The following is a 16329-nucleotide window of genomic DNA, read 5'->3' as shown; positions in this document are numbered from 1 at the left end:
GAACTATGAGCGAGACACCCCGAATGTTCCCACCCGAACTGCGCGACCGACTCCTACGTCATCGAATCCTCGTGCTCGACGGCCCACTCGACGACGACAACGGCACCGTCCTCACCACCCATCTGTTGACGATGGCGGCCGAGAATCCGTCGGCCGATATCGCCCTGTGGATTCACTCCCCTGGCGGATCGGTGCCTGCCATGCTCGCGATCCGCGACGTGATGCACCTGATTCCCTGCGACGTCTCGACGTTGGCACTCGGATTGGCCTGCAGCGCTGGTCAATTCCTGCTGTCGTCGGGCACACCCGGAAAGCGCTACGCGCTACCGCATTCGCGGATTCTGATGCACCAGGGCTCGTCCGGCATCGGCGGTTCTGCTGTCGAAGTGGAGGTGCAGGCCAACGATCTTCGTCATACCCGCGATACGGTGCTCGGCCTCATCGCCGACGACACCGGGCAGACACGAGAACAAATATTCGACGACTCCTTGCACGATCGTTGGTTCACCGCGGACGCCGCGCGTGACTACGGGTTCGTCGACGCCATCGTCAGTTCGTTCGATCAGGTCATGCCTGCGCGTCGGGTGTCGTTCGGGATGGAGATGGCCCGATGAGTACGTACACCATTCCCAATGTCGTCACCCGTGATTCGCGCGGCGAACGCGTCGTCGACGTCTATTCGCATCTGCTCAGCGAACGCATCGTGTACCTCGGTACCGCACTGGATGCCGGTGTTGCGAATGCGATGATCGCGCAGCTGTTGCATCTCGAGGCCGACTCGCCCGATCAGGAGATCTCCATGTACATCAACTGCGAGGGCGGCGATACTGCGGCCATGTTGGCGATCTACGACACGATGCAGTTCATCGGATCCCCTGTCGCCACAACATGTGTGGGGCAGGCAGTGGCGGCCGGCGCGGTGCTGCTCGCCGCAGGTGCGCCGGGTCGACGTTCGGCGTTGACGCACAGCCGGGTGGTGTTGCATCAGCCTGCCGGGCAAGGGCGAGGCACCATTCCCGATCTCATTCTCGCCGCCGACGAGATCGTCAGGGTACGCGCCGAGATGGAGATGATCCTGGCGAAACACACCGGACGCGATGCCGCGAAGATTCGGCACGACACAGACCGTGACCTGGTGTTGACGGCTCCGTCGGCGCTGCAGTACGGCCTGGTCGACCAAGTCCTCGAGGGACGACGTCAGGCAGCCATCAACGTCGCATTGCCGCGGGACAGGTCGTGATGCGCCAGGCCTGAAATTTCGGCCATCGACGTGCCGAGTGCCCCGACGACGGCCGCAAGAATCTCACTCGACGGGTCCTTGCGGCCGCGTTCGAGCTCCGAAAGATACTGCGGTGCAATCCCTGCGCGCGCCGCCGTGTCGGCGAGCGTGTCGCCGCGGGAGTGTCTGCGCTCGCGCAGCCGGCGACCGACCACCTCACGCCACAGCGGTTCCACTGCGCGTGCTGCTCGGCGCTCATCGATTCGTATGACCTCGCCCATGATCGGAGCCTAAGCCTCGATTCCATGGAGGGTCGGCGATTCTGCTCAAAGCAGAGAACCTTCGATCACCCGGGCTGTGTCCATTCGATGGTGTGCCTGAATCCGACGCGATGTCGCATCGTTGCCCCGGGCAGTATCGCGTCGACCGACCGCTTCACTTCGTCGAAACTGAGCACCGGGTCCTTGACCGGGAAAGGTGCCGGCTGCTTTCCCGCTGGGCTCGGCCAGGGATGGCCGACGAAGCCGATCAGCGGGTTGGTCACGATGGATACGGCGTCCCACAGCAGATCCCGGGGACTTCGTGGCGCAGCCATACCCACGACGAGCAGCCGGCCGTTCGGCGCGAGAACACGCTCGACGTGGCGAAGCGTGTCGTCGATGTCGAGGTGGTGGAGAACGGCGATCATCGTGATCAGATCGACGGATTCGTCCGCCCACGAGTCGAGTTGGCGTTCGGAGACAGTCACATTGGTGACATCGGAGCACGCAAGACCTGTGCGGCGGCGCATGTCGGAGTCGATGTCGACTCCGGTGACGTGATCGAAATACGGTGCGAGAGAGTGCACGAGACCGCCACGGCCACAACCCACGTCGAGTGCCTCGCGTCGTCGGCTCGGCAGGTTGGCGAGAATCCAACTGTGGAAGTAGTCGTTGTGACTCCACGGATGCCGCGCGTTCAGCGCTTGTACCCATTGAGCCCCCTTGCCTCCGATCAACGAGGTTCCCATTCGTCTGAGCATGCGTCGAGTATCCAGGTCAGTGCCCGGCCGTTGCGCTTGAACATGTTCAAAAATGGGTCTACCGTTCTTTTTGAACACGTTCAGAAAACGAGGTGACCGCATGGCCCGCACATCCGAGACGCGCGACAAGCTGGTCGAAGTGGCTCTTCGGCTGTTTCGCGAAGAGGGGTTCCAGGCCACCACCATGCGCCGGATAGCCGACGAGGCCGGCGTGTCGCTCGGCAATGCGTACTACTACTTCGCGGGCAAGGACGAACTGGTCAACGAGTTGTACGTGGTGATCCAGCGCGATCACCGCGAACGTGCGGAGCAGGTCATCACCCAGGGCGGGTCGCTGTCGGAGAACCTGGCCGCGGTTCTGCATTCCGGCTTGGACGTCCTGACGCCGTATCACGCGTTCGGCGGCGCGTTCCTCCAGCTGGCGCTACCGACGAGGTCCAGCTCCAGTCCGTTCTCCGAGGAATCCTCCGACGCCAGAGCCATGGCCATCGATCTGATGCGCACGACGTTGGATGCATCGAAGCAGAAGGTACCCGCTTCGCTGAACGATGCACTGCCGCTGCTGCTCTGGATGATCTACATGGGCGTCACGCTGCACTGGGTCACCGATTCGTCCGACAACCAGACTCGCACCCGCACTCTGGTCGACGGGCTCGTGCCCGTCGTATCCAAGGCGGTTCGTCTCGCCCGACTCCCGGTAGCGCGCGGCCTGGTAGCCGATGTCGCCGCTCTCCTGAAACGAATGACCTCTCCAGAAGGGTTGAGTCGATGACCGATTCACCATCGACCGTCGTCCTGTGCGGTGCCTCCGGCTACATCGGCGGGTATCTGCACAGCTACTACGAAAACCGCGGCATCGGCGTCAGGACGGTCGGACGCGGATCGTCCAGCGATGCACCATGGTCCGACCATCGCGGCCTCGTCGAGGTCCTGAACGGGTCCGATCTGGTGGTCAACCTCGCCGGCCGCTCGGTGAGCTGTCGCTACAACAAGACCAACGCCGATGCGATCATGTCGTCGCGGATTCAGACCACAGCCCAGCTCGGGCGTGCCTTGGCACAAGCACACAATCCGCCCGCGCTGTGGGTCAACGCGAGCACCGGAACCATCTATCGCGATGCCCGCGACAGGTCGATGAGCGAACGGGACGGCGAACTGGGATCGGGCTTCTCGGTCGAGGTGGCCAGATCGTGGGAACGCGAACTGTTCGACGCCGATGTGTCGATTCGCCGAGTGGCACTGCGGTTGTCGATCGTGTTGGGCGCAGGCGGTGGGGCGATCAACCCCATCATCGATCTGGCGCGAGTGGGTTTGGGTGGCCGCATGGGTGATGGCGGCCAGATGTTCAGCTGGGTGCACGTCGATGATGTCGCTCGGACTCTCGACCATCTGTACGCCACCTCGGACATCGCCGGACCTGTCAACGTGGCGACACCGTTCCCGGTGACCAACGAGGTTCTCATGCACCAGGTTCGATCTGCTCTCGGTCGCGATCACGGACTGGCGACGCCGGCATGGCTGCTGAAGCTGGGCGCACGGGTGATCCGAACCGAACCCGAGCTGGTCCTCAAGAGTCGGTGGGTCGAGCCGCAGGTGTTGACCGACACCGGGTTCGACTTCCGATACCCGACGTTGGAGGGTGCGTTGGCCGACATCGCATCTCGGACGCGACCCGGCCTGCTCCCCGTCGCACTCGGCTGACGGGGAGCACCGAGCGCTACACCAGGGACGCCGAGAGGCCGCCGTCCAAAATGTAGTGACTGCCCGTGATCCATGTTGCGCGGTCCGAGGCCAGGAACAGCGTCACTTCTGCGATGTCCTCAGGTGTTCCCAGCCGTCCCTGCTTGGCGGCGACCAGATCACCGAACGGGACCTGAGTTGCCGCTTCGAAGTCCGGAACGAGGCGTTCGACCATGGCGGTATCGGCGAAGCCGGGGCACACGGCGTTCACGCGTACGCCTGCGGCACGCATCTCGATGGCCGCGACGCGTGTCAGCTGAATGACGGCTGCCTTTGTGGCGCAGTACGACCCGAGCAGCGCCGTGCCGCCGACACCGGCCAGCGATGCGATGTTGACGATGTTGCCCTTCGACTCGACGAGCGCACCGATCGCCGCTTTCATCACCAGGAATGTGCCCCGCACATTGACGGCGTAGATCTTGTCGAAACTCTCCGTGGACTGCTGCAGCAACGGGGACGAGACCTCGATGCCCGCGTTGTTGACGACGATGTCCAGTCCGCCCAGAATCGCGACCGCGCCGGCGACGGCTCGCTGTACCTGGCTCTCGTCGGAGACATCGCAGTTGGCGGTGCCCTCGGCACCGATTTCCTGGGCCGTCGTCGCTGCGACATCTTCGTCGATGTCACTGACCACGACGCGCGCGCCCCGCTCGATGAACATCCGGGAGATGGCCTTTCCGATTCCGGCACCGGACCCGGTGACGAAGACTCGTTTGCCCTCGAACTCGCTCATACTGTGCTTCCCTTCGCTGGTGACGGTGCAGACATCGTGCTGCGTACTTCGGTCTTGAGGATCTTTCCCACCTTCGAGCGGGGCAGATCGGTCCATATCTGAATCTCTTTGGGAGCCTTGACACTCCCGACCCGTGCCTTGACGTGTGCGATCAGATCCTCGGGGGACGCGTCGCGACCGGGGCGCAGAAGCACTGCAGCCGTGACTCGCTCACCCCACTTGTCGTCGGGAAGGCCGACGACTGCGCATTCCTTCACCGAGGAATGCGACAGCAGGGCCTGTTCCACCTCGGCCGAGTACACGTTGAATCCTCCGGTGATGATCATGTCCTTGGCACGATCGACGACGTAGAGGTAACCGGCTTGATCGAGGTACCCGATGTCTCCGGTGTGGTGCCAGCCATGAGCGCCGACTTCGGCTGTGGCATCGGGATTCTGGTGATAGCCCTGCATCACGAGAGGCCCTCGGACCACGATCTCGCCGCGATCCCCTCGATCGAGCAGGCCGCCGTCCTCGTTCATGATCGCCACCGTCGTCAGTGGCGTCGGCTTGCCCGCCGAGGTCAACCGTTCGACCGCGATGGAACCGTCACTACGGAAGTGATCGGCCGGTGCGAGCGTTGCGATCATGTTCGGTGCCTCGGTCTGCCCGAAGAGCTGCCCCAGCACCGGCCCGATTCGGGTCAGCGCCTCCTCCAAACGGGTTGGCGACATCGGCGCAGCCCCGTACCAGAGGCATCGGAGCGACAACAGATCCCGCGTGTCGAGGTCGGGATGGTCGAGTACCCCGTAGATGACCGTCGGCGGCAAGAATGCGTGTGTGATCCGGTGCTGCTCGATGAGTGAGAGAAACTCTCCGACGTCCGGAGCCGGCATCACGACGACGTGGCCACCCAGGCTCAGGATGGGGAATGTCAGTACCCCCGCCGAATGGGTCAACGGTGCCAGTGCGAGGTATCGGGGCCGGTCCCCGAACGGATAGCTCATCAGTGCCGTCGCCGTCGAGGTCATCATGTTCTCTTCGGTGAGTCTGACGCCCTTCGGTTTTCCCGTCGTTCCGCCGGTTCCGGCGATCATGGCGAGCCCGTCGGCCGGTCGCCTGTCGACGACCGAGTCCGAGCGGTGTTCGACGAGCCATCGGTCGTACGACAGTGCTCCCGGCACGTCGCCGTCCAGGCAGACCAGCCACTCCAGTTGCGGCAGGTGGTCTCTGATGCGGCCGACCAGATCCGCGAATGCTTTCTGGAAGAACAGGAATCGGCACCCGAACAGATCGAACAGTTGTCGATTCTCGTCGGCCTCGTTTCGCGGATTGATCGGACACCACACTGCGCCTGCGCGGGAGATTGCGAAAACGCAGGTCAGGGCGAGTGGATCGTTACCGGAGAGCACCGCAATACGATCCCCGGTCTCGATACCGTTGTGTTGCAACGCTCCGGCGATGGAGACCGTGTCGTCGTACACCTCGCCGTAGCTCTTCGTGGTGTCACCCATGGTGAGGCAGGGGGCGTCTCGGCCGAGGGACAGGCCCTTGTCGAGGTAGTCGGAAAGCCGCATCGGCCGGGTCCTCAGCTGTGTGCTGTGACGACGGGGTCGAGGACCAGACCGAAGGCGCGGAGCACGCCGAGCAGTTCGCGGTGTCCGAATGCCTGGCAGCTCGAGGCGAATCCGACCTTCTTGGGCGGCCCCTGCAACACGTGTGCCGCCGCGAATGCGTTGAGCAGAGCGGTCTGCTTGTAGTTGCAGTTGCCGTGAATCACCGTGTGCACGCGGCCGAGTGGGCCCGATGCGTAGACCGAGTCGAGGGAGGTGTTGATACGGGGATTCTCCCGCGGCGGTGTCTCACTGCGCACCGACGCCGACACCGTGTCGATGATGTCGTACTTCTCGGCGTCGGTCTTGCCTTCCATCTGCGCCATTGCGCCGGCGATGATCTGAGGCACGGCGAGCATGAGGGGCTTGTTCATCACCCCGCCGTAGGCGCGTGCGTTCGCGACTCGGGGATCGTTCTTGAACCACACCGGGTGCGACGTACCGCCCCACGGCAGCGCCAAGCCCAGATCGTGCTGGCCCGGCACGACCACCTGGAACACCCCGTCGTCGGGCCATTCCACGTACTCGTTCTGTTCGAGGTAGTACGCCTTGGAGAAGGCGGCATTGGTCAGGATGGTGTTGGTCGACGCGACCGTCGGATGCCCCTTCCAGAAGACCTCGATGTCGAGGGTGTCGAGGCCCGGGGTCTCGAGGCAGATATTGGCCGCGATCTCGCCGATGCTGTACATCTGCGCCAAACCCGGTGTCAGAACGATGTTTCGGGCGGCAAATTCCGCACCGTACTTCTTCTCGGCATCGATGATCCAGTCCTGCTCACCGGTGGTGTCGGTGTAATGCGCACCGATCTCGATGCATGCCTGCGCCACCTCGTGTCCGAACCGCGAGAACGGACCGACCGTGTTGAGCACGATCTCGACTCCTCGAAACGCTTCTGCCAGTGCGGAAGCCGTGTGCTCGACCTCGACGACATCGTATTCGACCGTCTCGACGCCGGGGACGGCGTCGACGATGCCCTTGACTCGGCTTTCGTCGCGGCCGGCGGCCAGGAAGGGAATGTTGTACTCGCGCAGGTATTCGCAGATCAGTCGCCCGGTGTATCCCGATGCCCCGTAGACGACGACGCGCTTGTCGGTTGGCATGAAGAGTCCTCTCGTGATCGGCCGTCGTCGGACGGGCCGAGGTTGATCGAGCCGTGAAGCACCGGAGGCAGGTGTGCATCCACCCCTCTGACGTGTGCTGCAGATCACACTAAGTTAGAATTTGTACACCCGTCGAGGTTTTTCTTGACGACTGCCCAGAATCCGGTTTTCGACGGCCGGGCATACACTGATCGACAAAACGCCGCGCGGAAAGGACACCGAACATGACCCAGACGGTCGATCCGCGCGCGCGCATCGAAGAACGCGCCCGCAACAAGTTCGAGTCCAAGCGAACCGAGCTGGCCGAGGCGACGCTCCACACGCTGGCCGAGCTAGGGTACGCCCGCACCTCGTTGCGGGAGATCGCGCAGAACTCCGAGTACTCGCACGGCGTTCTGCACTACTACTTCACCGACAAGCTCGACCTCATCACCCACGCAGTTCGCCAGTACGAGGCCATCTGCGTCACCCGGTACGACGAGGTGGTGGCCAACGCCGTCGACGCCCCCGGCCTGTACGCGGACTTCGAGACGAAGTACTTCGCCACCCTGGTGGCGGACGCCGGAATTCATCGACTCTGGTACGACCTCCGCAACCAAGCCCTGTTCGACGGTTCCTTTCGAGGCGACGTCCTGGACATCGAGGAACGTCGCGAAGACATGATCTGGCGTGTGGTGACGAAGTACTGCGAGCTGCGCGGCTCCGAATCGGCCCTCGACCGCCCCTCCGCCTACATCCTGCTCGACGGGATCTTCCAACGCGCCTTGCTGCACCATCTGGCGGGCAACACATCCGAAGTCGACGCAGCCCGAGCGCAATTGACGGCCGCGTTCGCGTTGTTGGACCATCCCAACGTCACGACTTCGTGATCTTCTCCAACGGGTAACCGCCGACCACCACGACGACGAAGACGTAAGCAGCCAGACCGGCCAGCTCCCAAGTCGTTCTTTCACGGTGAAAGTCGGAGCCGATCCATACGATTGGCACCACAGCCATCACGGAACTGACCGTGCACCAGATTCCGACCGATCGATTGGCTCGTGCACGAAGTCGGGGTGTCGATTTCACCGTGTCCGACACTCGTGCACCGTAGTAGTCGGGATTCGTTGCCCTGCCGCGAAATCCGACGGATGCCGCGTACGCGAACACGACGAACCACAGCATGAGCATCAGTATCAGCACGGTGTTCATGGGTTATGTTGCGGACGCTCGACGTCGACTCTTCAGTGCGCGATGGTTACGAATCGTGTTGGAGCAAGCCCACGCCGCAATGAGCGGCGCCAGGAATCCGGCTGATGCGGTAGCGGTCACGAACACCAGAACAACGACGGCGTAGGCAATCAGTGTCACCACCACCGCGTCGACTTTCCGCCCGATCGACGACCCCGGTGTGACGACAATTCCTGGGAACCTCGGAGACTCGGCCAGTGCGCGAACTGCCGCAACACATGCAGCGAGACCGCCCACAATCATGAACGAGAACAGCAACACTTCACCGAAGCCCTTGTCGGCCCAGTCTATTCGTGGGTCGAAGATCCCGTGGATCAGCGATGAGAGGGTCGGCACCGACGCGAAGTACCCCAGATACAGCAGCACAATGGGTCCCGCGAGCCCTGCTACTGCTCCCCGATCGGCCATACCGAACGGTATCAAAATTGGGGCGACGTCAGCGGGAAGTTATGTTTTTCGTTTCGATCACCGTCGCGAACTCGCCGTGCAGGTTGGTTGCCGTGATGGCAGACAGTGTTGCGGCAAGTACGACTGTCCCGTCGGGCGCGACGCGATCGAAGGTATGCGTCGCGTCTATGACGAAGTAGGTGTCGTAGCCGAGATTCCCGGCCATCCTCGCGGTTGTCTCGCAACAGTGATTGGTGGTGATTCCGCAGATGACCACCTGGTCGATGTCCTCGCCGCGTAGCCAGGCGTCCAGATCGGGAGTTCCGTAGAAGCTCGAATTGACGCGTTTACGAACGAGCAGATCCGGAGTCCCGTCGAGCATGTCCTTGAAGCGATGCCCGTCCTGCGTCGGCGACAACGGCGACTGTGGATTGTCGGAATCGTGCTGAACGAATACCACGGGCCAAGCCCTGGATTGCCAGAACTGAACGAGCTGAGCAATATTGTCCTCGCACGACGGGTTGTCCCGTGGACCCCAGAATTCCGAATCGTCGAAACCGGCCTGCACATCGACGACGATCAGTGCAGGTCGGCTGAGGGACATCGATAGAGCCGTCATTCTGACCAGACTAGTCGCGAACACAGGCGCAAACCATCATGCCGGGTGGCCCCTTACCCACCCTCGTTTCCGTTCGATCAGCACACGGTAGTGCAAGGTATGCTGTGCACCGTTCTGCGTGAATTGTACTGAGCTGCACTGTGACCGAGTGAATGCCCGGAACGCTGCTCACCACGCAGGAGAAGGGCCGGAAGACCGCCGACCCGCGGTACGTGCTCGCCTCGACCGAAAACTACCTACTACCCGGCATGTGGCATGCTAGTCGACTAGGTCGAACTCCCAATTGACGCGTTGGATCTCCAAATCCACCAACCGAATCTGCTTGGCAACATCATCTGCGGCAGAACGTAATTCGGCAACCGGAAGAGCTGCGACGTAGACCAATTCCGACCTCAGCTGACGTGGGCCGTATCTGTGCTCCTGGTTGCGTCCCGATGCTGCGTCCGCGGCCGCAGAGATCGCCTTGTGTCGCATACGCAGCACGTCGCGGGACGCGAGCGCATCGGTGATGGTTCCATCCCGCACCGCGGCAGCACTGTTGGTTCGGTTGATCCTACGGATGAGAACTTCGAGACGATCGAGCGCGGAGTTGTACTCGGACAACAAGATCGCTGCATCCTCAGCCGGTGATTCACCGTCTTGATGGCGAGCGTTCGCCAGAATCCGAACCTTCAGATGTTCGGTGCGCTTGATCAGTTCCCCTCGTTCAGCGAGGGCCTCGGCAAGCTTCATGATCTGCACCTCGGTGTAGTGGAACCGGAGGTGGGATAGCTACGGGCGCTCATGCGCCTTTCGACGTGTCGAATGTGTTCATGACTCAAGAAGTACCACAGTTCTGTGGCCGGCGATAGGCCTGCTTTCAAGATCCGGTTGGGAAATCGGAACGCCCCGGGTCGATGCTCGTCGAGCATCCACCCGGGACTTCAGTCGAATTATCGCGTCGCGAGTTCGTAGATCAGTAGTCCGGAGAGCGAGAGGATGGAGAGGAAGCCGAGACCTCCAATGATGTTCTTCCACCAGGTGTTGCGGAGTTCGCCCATCAGTTCTCGGTTGTTGCTCATGACGTAGAGCAGGAAGCCGAGGAACGGCGCGATCAGCACGGTCAACGCTTGCGCGAAGATTATGAGCTGCACAGGCGATTTGGTGAAGATCAGCGTGATGGCCAGTCCCCAGGCAAGGATGGCCGCGCTGGTGCGTTTGGCGGTCATTGTGCTGGGTGACGGGCCCTTGCCGAGTGCGTCCGAGAGCATCGTGCCGCCGGCGGTTGCGTTGGCGACCATGGCCGAGAAGGCAGCACCGGACAGGCCGAGGGCAAAAATGGTCGATCCGACGGGTCCGGCGATGGGCTCGAAAATCTTGGCGAGGCCGACGAGTGTCTGCGCTTCTGCATTCTGTCGACCGAGCACGGCCGCGGCGACGATGATTACCAGAGACGTCATGATTCCGGGAGCGATGATGCCGGGGATGGTGTCTGCGATGGTCGTCTGCTTGTACTGCGCGCGGGTGCGGCCGCGTTCGTGGGTGCCGTACGAGGTGAAGAAGGCGGCGTTGAGCGAGAAGTTGGTGCCCACCAAGGCCACGACGAGGAGCGCTCCTCCCGGGGGGATGCTGGGGACGACACCGCTGACCGCTTCGTACCAATCGGGCTTGGAGATGACGGCACTGATGATGAACGTGGCACCGAGGAGTCCGACGATGACCAACAGGACGCGCTCGACGGTGCGATAGACGTTGCGGAACAACAGGATCAGGCCGACGAATGCGGTACACACTGCCGACCAGATCAGCGGTGATCCGCCGAACACCATCGAAAGCCCGAGGCCGGAGCCGACGGCGTTACCCACCGAGAAGCACAGCGTGATGATGAAGACGCCGAATCCCGCAGCGACGCCAACCTTCTGGCCGAGGACGTCTTTGACGGAGCTGATAATCGATTTCGGGGTGCGAATGCCGAGCCGGACACTCATGTCCGCGTACACCAGCATGAACACCGTCGAGAGCACGATGACCCAGATCAGGCTGTAGCTGTACTTGCTGCCGGCTTCGACGGCGCTGGCGAGGTTGCCGGGGCCGAATTGCCATGCACCGGCGATGAATGCGGGGCCGGCCATCGCGATGGTGCTCAGGAAGGCTTTCCATTTGCCGGAGCGGGGTGCGGGAGTTTGCGAAGTTCGCACGGCTGCGGACGGTACCACCGGTGTTGCGTGGTGCTGACTCATTGCGAGCCCTTTCTCGAAGCACTTTTCGAGCCGGCGACGTGGCGCACGTCTGCTGTCGGCCTGATGTGGCAAGGGGCGAATACGTGGGGTGGATCTGATGCAGAGCTCGGCAGTCCAACCGAACGGACTCGACCCGGTCCGCGTGCGCGGTGATGCATGCCGAAAGAAGTGGTGCTCGGTGCCCTTCCGGGCCGTAGCGGCTACTACGGAAGGGCACCGAGGGTAGGGAGTGACCGTCGACCGGGTCAGACCAGCGCAGGTACTACCGAGCCGAGGTTCGCGGAATCGAGTGCCGCTGCGATCTCCTCGTGGGCACCGGCAGCGAGCGGAAGCAGTGGTGAACGCACGGTGGCGTGTTCGAGGATGCCGCGGTGCACGAGGCCTTCCTTGAGGGCGACGGTGCCTTCCATGTGGGATCCGCGGTGGTAGACGTTCGCGGTGACGGGCAGCAGACGGTCGTGAATGGCGCGCGCGGCCGGGTAGTCCTTGGCCTTGCCCGCCGCGATGAGCTCGACGAGCGGCTCGGGCGCGAGGCCGCCGTACCCCACCAGCAGGCCGTCGACGTCGAACATGGTGTGCAGCAGGTACTCGTCGTGGCAGCTGAGGATCTGCAGTTCGGGGTTCTCCTTGCGCAGCACCGGAATCTCGCGATCCCAACGACGCATGTTGCGGACACCGTTCTTGGTGGCGAAAACGCCCTCCTGAGCGGCAATTTCGAGCTGTGTGTCGAGGTTGTACGTCGCCTTGGTGACGTCGGGGTACTGGAACAGGATGAGCGGCAGGCCCGAGCCTTCGTACAGTGCCTTGTACCGGTCCTGCGGCGCACCGTCCTGGTATCCGAATCGCAGCCATCCGTGCGAGGGGTAGACCAGGCCGGCGGATGCGCCGGCGTCGACTGCACGCTTGGCTTCTTCGACGGATACCGCAGTGCCCTCACCGGTGATGCCGGCGACGATCGGGAGCTTGCCGTCCACCGAATCGCGGAACGCACCGATGACCTTGGCCTGCTCGGCCTGCGTGAGGAACGTGCCCTCGCCTGCATGGCCGAGGACGACCAGGCTCTTGACCCCGTCGACACTGCCGAGCCACGACCCGAGTCGCTGTATCGCGTCGTAGTCGACCTCGCCGTCGCGGGTGAAGGGCGTGATCGGTGCCGGGCTGAGTCCGCGGAGATCGAGTGAATTCATGGTGACGTCCTTTTCGAGAGGCGGTTGGGAACGTTCTCGGGAACGTTTGCATGACGCTAAACCCGCGACCCCGAATGTGTCAACCATCACCTCGCCGGCTGAGAGGTGACAGGGCTCGCACCCGGCGCCGACCCACATGCAACACTTCGTGCAAACGTTCCTGGGACGTTTGCATGTGCGATCAGCTGGGGATCGGTAAGTTCGGTCCTGTCGTGCGATCGGGCCGATCGATCAAGGAGGTGTGGATGCGTCCCACTCGAACCGGGCTCTCGGCGGAACGGACGGACGTCGTCACGCTCCGCGACGTCGCCAAGGCGGCGGGCGTCAGTGTGTCGACGGTCAGCCGCGTGCTCGACGACCGCGTCGCCCCCTCCCGTACCGCGACGGCCGTCCGGGTGCGAGAGATCGCCGAGCAGCTGGGCTATCGGCGCAACACGTTCGCGTCCAACCTCAGGCGCGGTGCAACGGCGACCATCGGAGTGCTGGTTCCGCGGCTGTCCGACACCGTCATGGCCCTGATGTTCGAGGCGGTCGATCGGGCCGCGGGCAAAGACGGCTATCACGCCATCGTCGCGACCAGTGGCGACGACCCCACCGACGAGTGGAACGCCGCGCAGTCCCTGCTCGAACGCAATGTGGACGGCGTCGTTCTCGCCACCAGCCGAACCGACGATCCTCTCCCCAGCCACCTGCGCGACAACGGCATTCCGCACGTTCTCGTCCTACGAACCGACGGCAAGAGTCCGTCGTCCATCGGCGACGACGAGACAGGCGGGTACCTGGCAGTTCGACACCTCATCGATCTGGGCCACACCGACATCGCGGTTCTGACCGGTCCGCTGTTCACCTCCAGCGCCGTCGGACGGCTCGCGGGTGCCCGACGGGCTCTCGACGAGGCCGGCGTGTCACCGAGGTCGGAGTGGACTGTCGAAACCGGTTACGGAATCGAAGCGGGCGCGCGCGCAGGACACGAATTGTTCGACGCCACAGAACGTCCCACCGCGGTCTTCGCGGCCAACGACAATCTGGCCCTCGGCGTGTTATCCGCAGCTCACCGCCACAATCTGGCCGTCGGCGTGGACCTGTCACTCGTCGGATACAACGACATTCCCCTCGCCCAGTTGCTGCCGGTGCCGTTGACGTCGGTGCGTACCGCGTTCGATCAGATCGCCGGCACCGCGATGGATCTGTTGATCAACGGAACCGATGACTCGGCGGCCGTACACAAAGCGCTCCCCACCCTGATACCCAGGCAATCGTCGAGCCGAGCAATCCGCTGACAAAACGTACCGGTCTGTCCGTGTCGAGTTCCTTGTATCAGGTACAACGATCTATCGTGTAGGCCATGACGACGTCCAGTTTTCGGCCGCTCTACGCGCGGTCAGACTCGGACGTGCGCGTAGAGAACGACCAGAAGACGGCCATCCGGGAGACGCAACCGGAAGTGCATGCGACGCGCGTCGGCCGGCTCGGTTGGCGCTGGTTCGTCGCGTCGGCCATCGCCGCGTGCGTCGCGGTCGTTGCGCACGCCTACTTCTTGGGATGGACAACCCCCTTCGGTCTGTTCGGCAACGGAATCGACACCATCGTCTATCGACACGGTGCGTACGTCGTTCAGCATGGGGAGCCGCTGTACGAGTTCGCATTGTTCGACATCGGCCTCCCGTTCACCTACCCGCCCTTCGCGGCGTTGGCCTTCGCCCCGCTCGCCCTCCTCTCGGTCACGAGCGCTGTGGCGGTGGTGCAGGCGATCAATCTGTTGCTGATCTACGTGGCCGTGGTCGCGAGCTGGCGCGCGCTCGGATATCGAAGCGCAACAATGTATCTCGTCAGTGTCGGATTGGCAGTGGCGCTGACGTGGCTCGAGCCCGTCCGGATGACCATCTGGCTCGGCCAGATCAATGTGCTTCTACTGGTTCTCGTTCTGCTCGATCTCACCCGCGGCGAGGGCAGTCGACTCCGCGGTGTGGGGGTCGGCATCGCTGCAGGACTGAAACTGACGCCCGCATTCTTCGTGCTTCATCTACTGGCACAGAGACAGTGGCGAGCAGCCGTCACGGCGATCGCAGCGTTCACAGTGACCGTGCTTGCAGGACTGATCGTCATTCCCGCCGATTCGTGGAGATTCTGGACGTCGACGATGATCGACTCGGAACGAATCGGCGCACTGGCCTCGCCCGCCAACCAGTCGATACATGGCGCGTTGGCTCGACTGTGGCCGGGCAATACACCTCCATTTGCCGTGTGGCTGGTGCTCGCCATCGTTGTCGCCGCCCTGGCGCTGTGGGTGGCGGCACGCGCACAGGCAGCCGGAAAGACGTTGCTGGCCCTGACGATATGTGGAATGGCGACGCCGATGGTCTCGCCTTTCGCGTGGGGCCATCACTGGGTGTGGTGCATTCCGCTGACCGTCCTCGCTCTCGACTACGCCAACCGACACCGAACCTGGTGGAGTTGGCTGGCCCCGATCGCCGTGACCACGCCGATGATCGCCTGGTACTTCACCGACTACCGCGGCATCAAGGCCATCGGAATCTTCATGTTCGAGGGCTCCCCCGCCTTCGAGTTCGCCGTCCAATTCACCTATCCCGCGGTGTTTCTGACGACCCTTGTCGTTGTTCTCGTCGGCCTGAGGATCAGGCCCACTGCGGGCCATGACGATGCTCGCCAATAGGCGCACACGCGTCCCACAGATCCGGTGACCGTCCTGCTCACCAGGGATGGGCAGCGATCATCTCTGTACATCTACTGCCCAGGACATTGACGCGACATCCGGCCGTGTCCGCGCCCCCACCCCAGGTTTCCAAACCGACTCGTCTGTCGAAATCGCGAGGACAGCGCTACGATCTTCGATACAACGGACCGAGCGGTCTTGGACATGGAGGGACACAATGCCGTATTTCGGTTTGCTGGTCATGCTGCTGTGGGTGTTCTGTCTGATCGACGCGATCACCGCAGACGAGGGTGGCATCCGCTATCTACCCAAGATCGTCTGGATTCTGCTCATCGTCTTCCTCCCGTTCGCTGGGTCGTTGGCCTGGCTCGTTGCGGGCCGACCCGTCGGTGCCGGGATTTGGGGAGGTGCCGGCGGGTCCGGTTACGGTCGCGCAAGCAACTCCGCGTACCCCGAATACGAGACGCGGCCGGGACGTCAGGCCGCCCAGAATCCGGATGCGGACGCCGAATTCCTCCGGCAATGCCGCGAACGCGCCGAGGAACAGCGACGCATCGAACGCGAGCGTCGTAAGCGCGATCTCGGGTTCTAAGACGCTGCTACTCGAC

General features: G+C 63.0%; 19 protein-coding genes. 8 read left to right on the top strand and 11 right to left on the bottom strand.

From position 1 onward, the window contains the following. Positions 1-5: 5 nt before the first annotated feature. Together VF34_RS06740 and VF34_RS06735 are read left to right on the top strand one after the other, a co-directional pair. Positions 6-614 (top strand): ClpP family protease, encoded by a 609-nt coding sequence (locus VF34_RS06740; protein WP_032366937.1) that lies wholly within the window; start codon positions 6-8, stop codon positions 612-614. Continuing rightward, positions 611-1240 carry a ClpP family protease gene (locus tag VF34_RS06735; RefSeq protein WP_032383043.1) on the top strand — a complete coding sequence of 210 codons (630 nt, stop codon included), beginning with the start codon at positions 611-613 and terminating at the stop codon, positions 1238-1240. Before VF34_RS06740 ends, VF34_RS06735 begins: the two co-directional genes overlap by 4 nt. Here VF34_RS06735 and VF34_RS06730 read toward each other — a convergent pair. Both VF34_RS06730 and VF34_RS06725 read right to left on the bottom strand, forming a co-directional pair. Then, positions 1198-1500 (bottom strand): helix-turn-helix domain-containing protein, encoded by a 303-nt coding sequence (locus VF34_RS06730; protein WP_045841141.1) that lies wholly within the window; start codon positions 1498-1500, stop codon positions 1198-1200. The two genes, VF34_RS06735 and VF34_RS06730, sit on opposite strands and share 43 nt — an antisense overlap. 65 nt (positions 1501-1565) lie before the next feature. Further along, entirely contained in the window at positions 1566-2240 is a 675-nt protein-coding gene (locus VF34_RS06725) for a class I SAM-dependent methyltransferase (RefSeq protein ID WP_045841140.1), read from the bottom strand. Positions 2241-2340: 100 nt separating this feature from the next. Here VF34_RS06725 and VF34_RS06720 point away from each other — a divergent pair, with 100 nt between their 5' ends. Further along, positions 2341-3012, top strand: coding sequence for a TetR/AcrR family transcriptional regulator (locus VF34_RS06720; RefSeq protein WP_045841139.1), 672 nt, complete (start codon positions 2341-2343; stop codon positions 3010-3012). Beyond that, positions 3009-3941 (top strand): TIGR01777 family oxidoreductase, encoded by a 933-nt coding sequence (locus tag VF34_RS06715; RefSeq protein WP_045841138.1) that lies wholly within the window; start codon positions 3009-3011, stop codon positions 3939-3941. The genes VF34_RS06720 and VF34_RS06715 overlap by 4 nt, the downstream gene beginning before the upstream one ends. Positions 3942-3957: 16 nt before the next feature. On the opposite strand, the gene VF34_RS06710 is transcribed toward VF34_RS06715, so the two are convergent. Genes VF34_RS06710 through VF34_RS06700 form a run of 3 tightly spaced genes read right to left on the bottom strand, consistent with a single transcriptional unit; the run spans position 3958 to position 7405 of the window. Beyond that, complete coding sequence (locus VF34_RS06710) at positions 3958-4713, bottom strand: SDR family NAD(P)-dependent oxidoreductase (protein ID WP_045841137.1); 756 nt, start codon at positions 4711-4713, stop codon at positions 3958-3960. Further along, the gene (locus VF34_RS06705) at positions 4710-6269 is read right to left on the bottom strand and encodes an AMP-binding protein (protein WP_045841136.1); all 1560 of its coding nucleotides are present in this window, start codon (positions 6267-6269) and stop codon (positions 4710-4712) included. The genes VF34_RS06710 and VF34_RS06705 overlap by 4 nt, the downstream gene beginning before the upstream one ends. Positions 6270-6280: 11 nt before the next feature. Further along, a complete protein-coding gene (locus VF34_RS06700; protein WP_045841135.1) occupies positions 6281-7405 on the bottom strand; it encodes a DUF5938 domain-containing protein in 1125 nt (374 codons plus the stop codon). A 224-nt stretch (positions 7406-7629) separates the two neighbouring features. Here VF34_RS06700 and VF34_RS06695 point away from each other — a divergent pair, with 224 nt between their 5' ends. After that, a complete protein-coding gene (locus VF34_RS06695; RefSeq protein ID WP_027495545.1) occupies positions 7630-8274 on the top strand; it encodes a TetR/AcrR family transcriptional regulator in 645 nt (214 codons plus the stop codon). On the opposite strand, the gene VF34_RS06690 is transcribed toward VF34_RS06695, so the two are convergent. The 6 genes from VF34_RS06690 to VF34_RS06665 form a co-directional block, all read right to left on the bottom strand. Continuing rightward, positions 8261-8596, bottom strand: a complete 336-nt coding sequence (locus VF34_RS06690) for a hypothetical protein (protein WP_045841134.1) — start codon at positions 8594-8596, stop codon at positions 8261-8263. The genes VF34_RS06695 and VF34_RS06690 overlap by 14 nt on opposite strands. Positions 8597-8599: 3 nt before the next feature. Continuing rightward, positions 8600-9043 (bottom strand): hypothetical protein, encoded by a 444-nt coding sequence (locus VF34_RS06685; protein ID WP_045841133.1) that lies wholly within the window; start codon positions 9041-9043, stop codon positions 8600-8602. A 28-nt stretch (positions 9044-9071) separates the two neighbouring features. Then, positions 9072-9641 (bottom strand): cysteine hydrolase family protein, encoded by a 570-nt coding sequence (locus VF34_RS06680; protein ID WP_052718640.1) that lies wholly within the window; start codon positions 9639-9641, stop codon positions 9072-9074. A 258-nt stretch (positions 9642-9899) separates the two neighbouring features. Continuing rightward, the gene (locus VF34_RS06675) at positions 9900-10373 is read right to left on the bottom strand and encodes a DIP1984 family protein (RefSeq protein ID WP_045841228.1); all 474 of its coding nucleotides are present in this window, start codon (positions 10371-10373) and stop codon (positions 9900-9902) included. A 200-nt stretch (positions 10374-10573) separates the two neighbouring features. After that, positions 10574-11752, bottom strand: coding sequence for an Nramp family divalent metal transporter (locus VF34_RS06670; protein ID WP_045841227.1), 1179 nt, complete (start codon positions 11750-11752; stop codon positions 10574-10576). A 353-nt stretch (positions 11753-12105) separates the two neighbouring features. After that, positions 12106-13047: a dihydrodipicolinate synthase family protein gene (locus VF34_RS06665; RefSeq protein WP_027495540.1), complete on the bottom strand. Its 942-nt coding sequence runs from the start codon at positions 13045-13047 to the stop codon at positions 12106-12108. A 245-nt stretch (positions 13048-13292) separates the two neighbouring features. Between VF34_RS06665 and VF34_RS06660 the strand changes: the two genes are divergently transcribed. The 3 genes from VF34_RS06660 to VF34_RS06650 all read left to right on the top strand — a co-directional run bounded on the left by VF34_RS06660 (position 13293) and on the right by VF34_RS06650 (position 16313). Beyond that, a complete protein-coding gene (locus VF34_RS06660; RefSeq protein WP_045841226.1) occupies positions 13293-14327 on the top strand; it encodes a LacI family DNA-binding transcriptional regulator in 1035 nt (344 codons plus the stop codon). Positions 14328-14392: 65 nt separating this feature from the next. Beyond that, entirely contained in the window at positions 14393-15721 is a 1329-nt protein-coding gene (locus VF34_RS06655; RefSeq protein WP_082079170.1) for a glycosyltransferase 87 family protein, read from the top strand. Between the two features lie 217 nt (positions 15722-15938). After that, positions 15939-16313 carry a PLD nuclease N-terminal domain-containing protein gene (locus VF34_RS06650; RefSeq protein WP_027495537.1) on the top strand — a complete coding sequence of 125 codons (375 nt, stop codon included), beginning with the start codon at positions 15939-15941 and terminating at the stop codon, positions 16311-16313. Positions 16314-16329 lie beyond the last annotated feature (16 nt).

Source organism: Rhodococcus sp. PML026, assembly GCF_000963615.1.
In the GTDB taxonomy this organism is placed as follows: domain Bacteria; phylum Actinomycetota; class Actinomycetes; order Mycobacteriales; family Mycobacteriaceae; genus Rhodococcoides; species Rhodococcoides fascians.
Note: the sequence above shows the minus strand (reverse complement) of the source record. Positions and strands in the feature narration are given on the sequence as shown.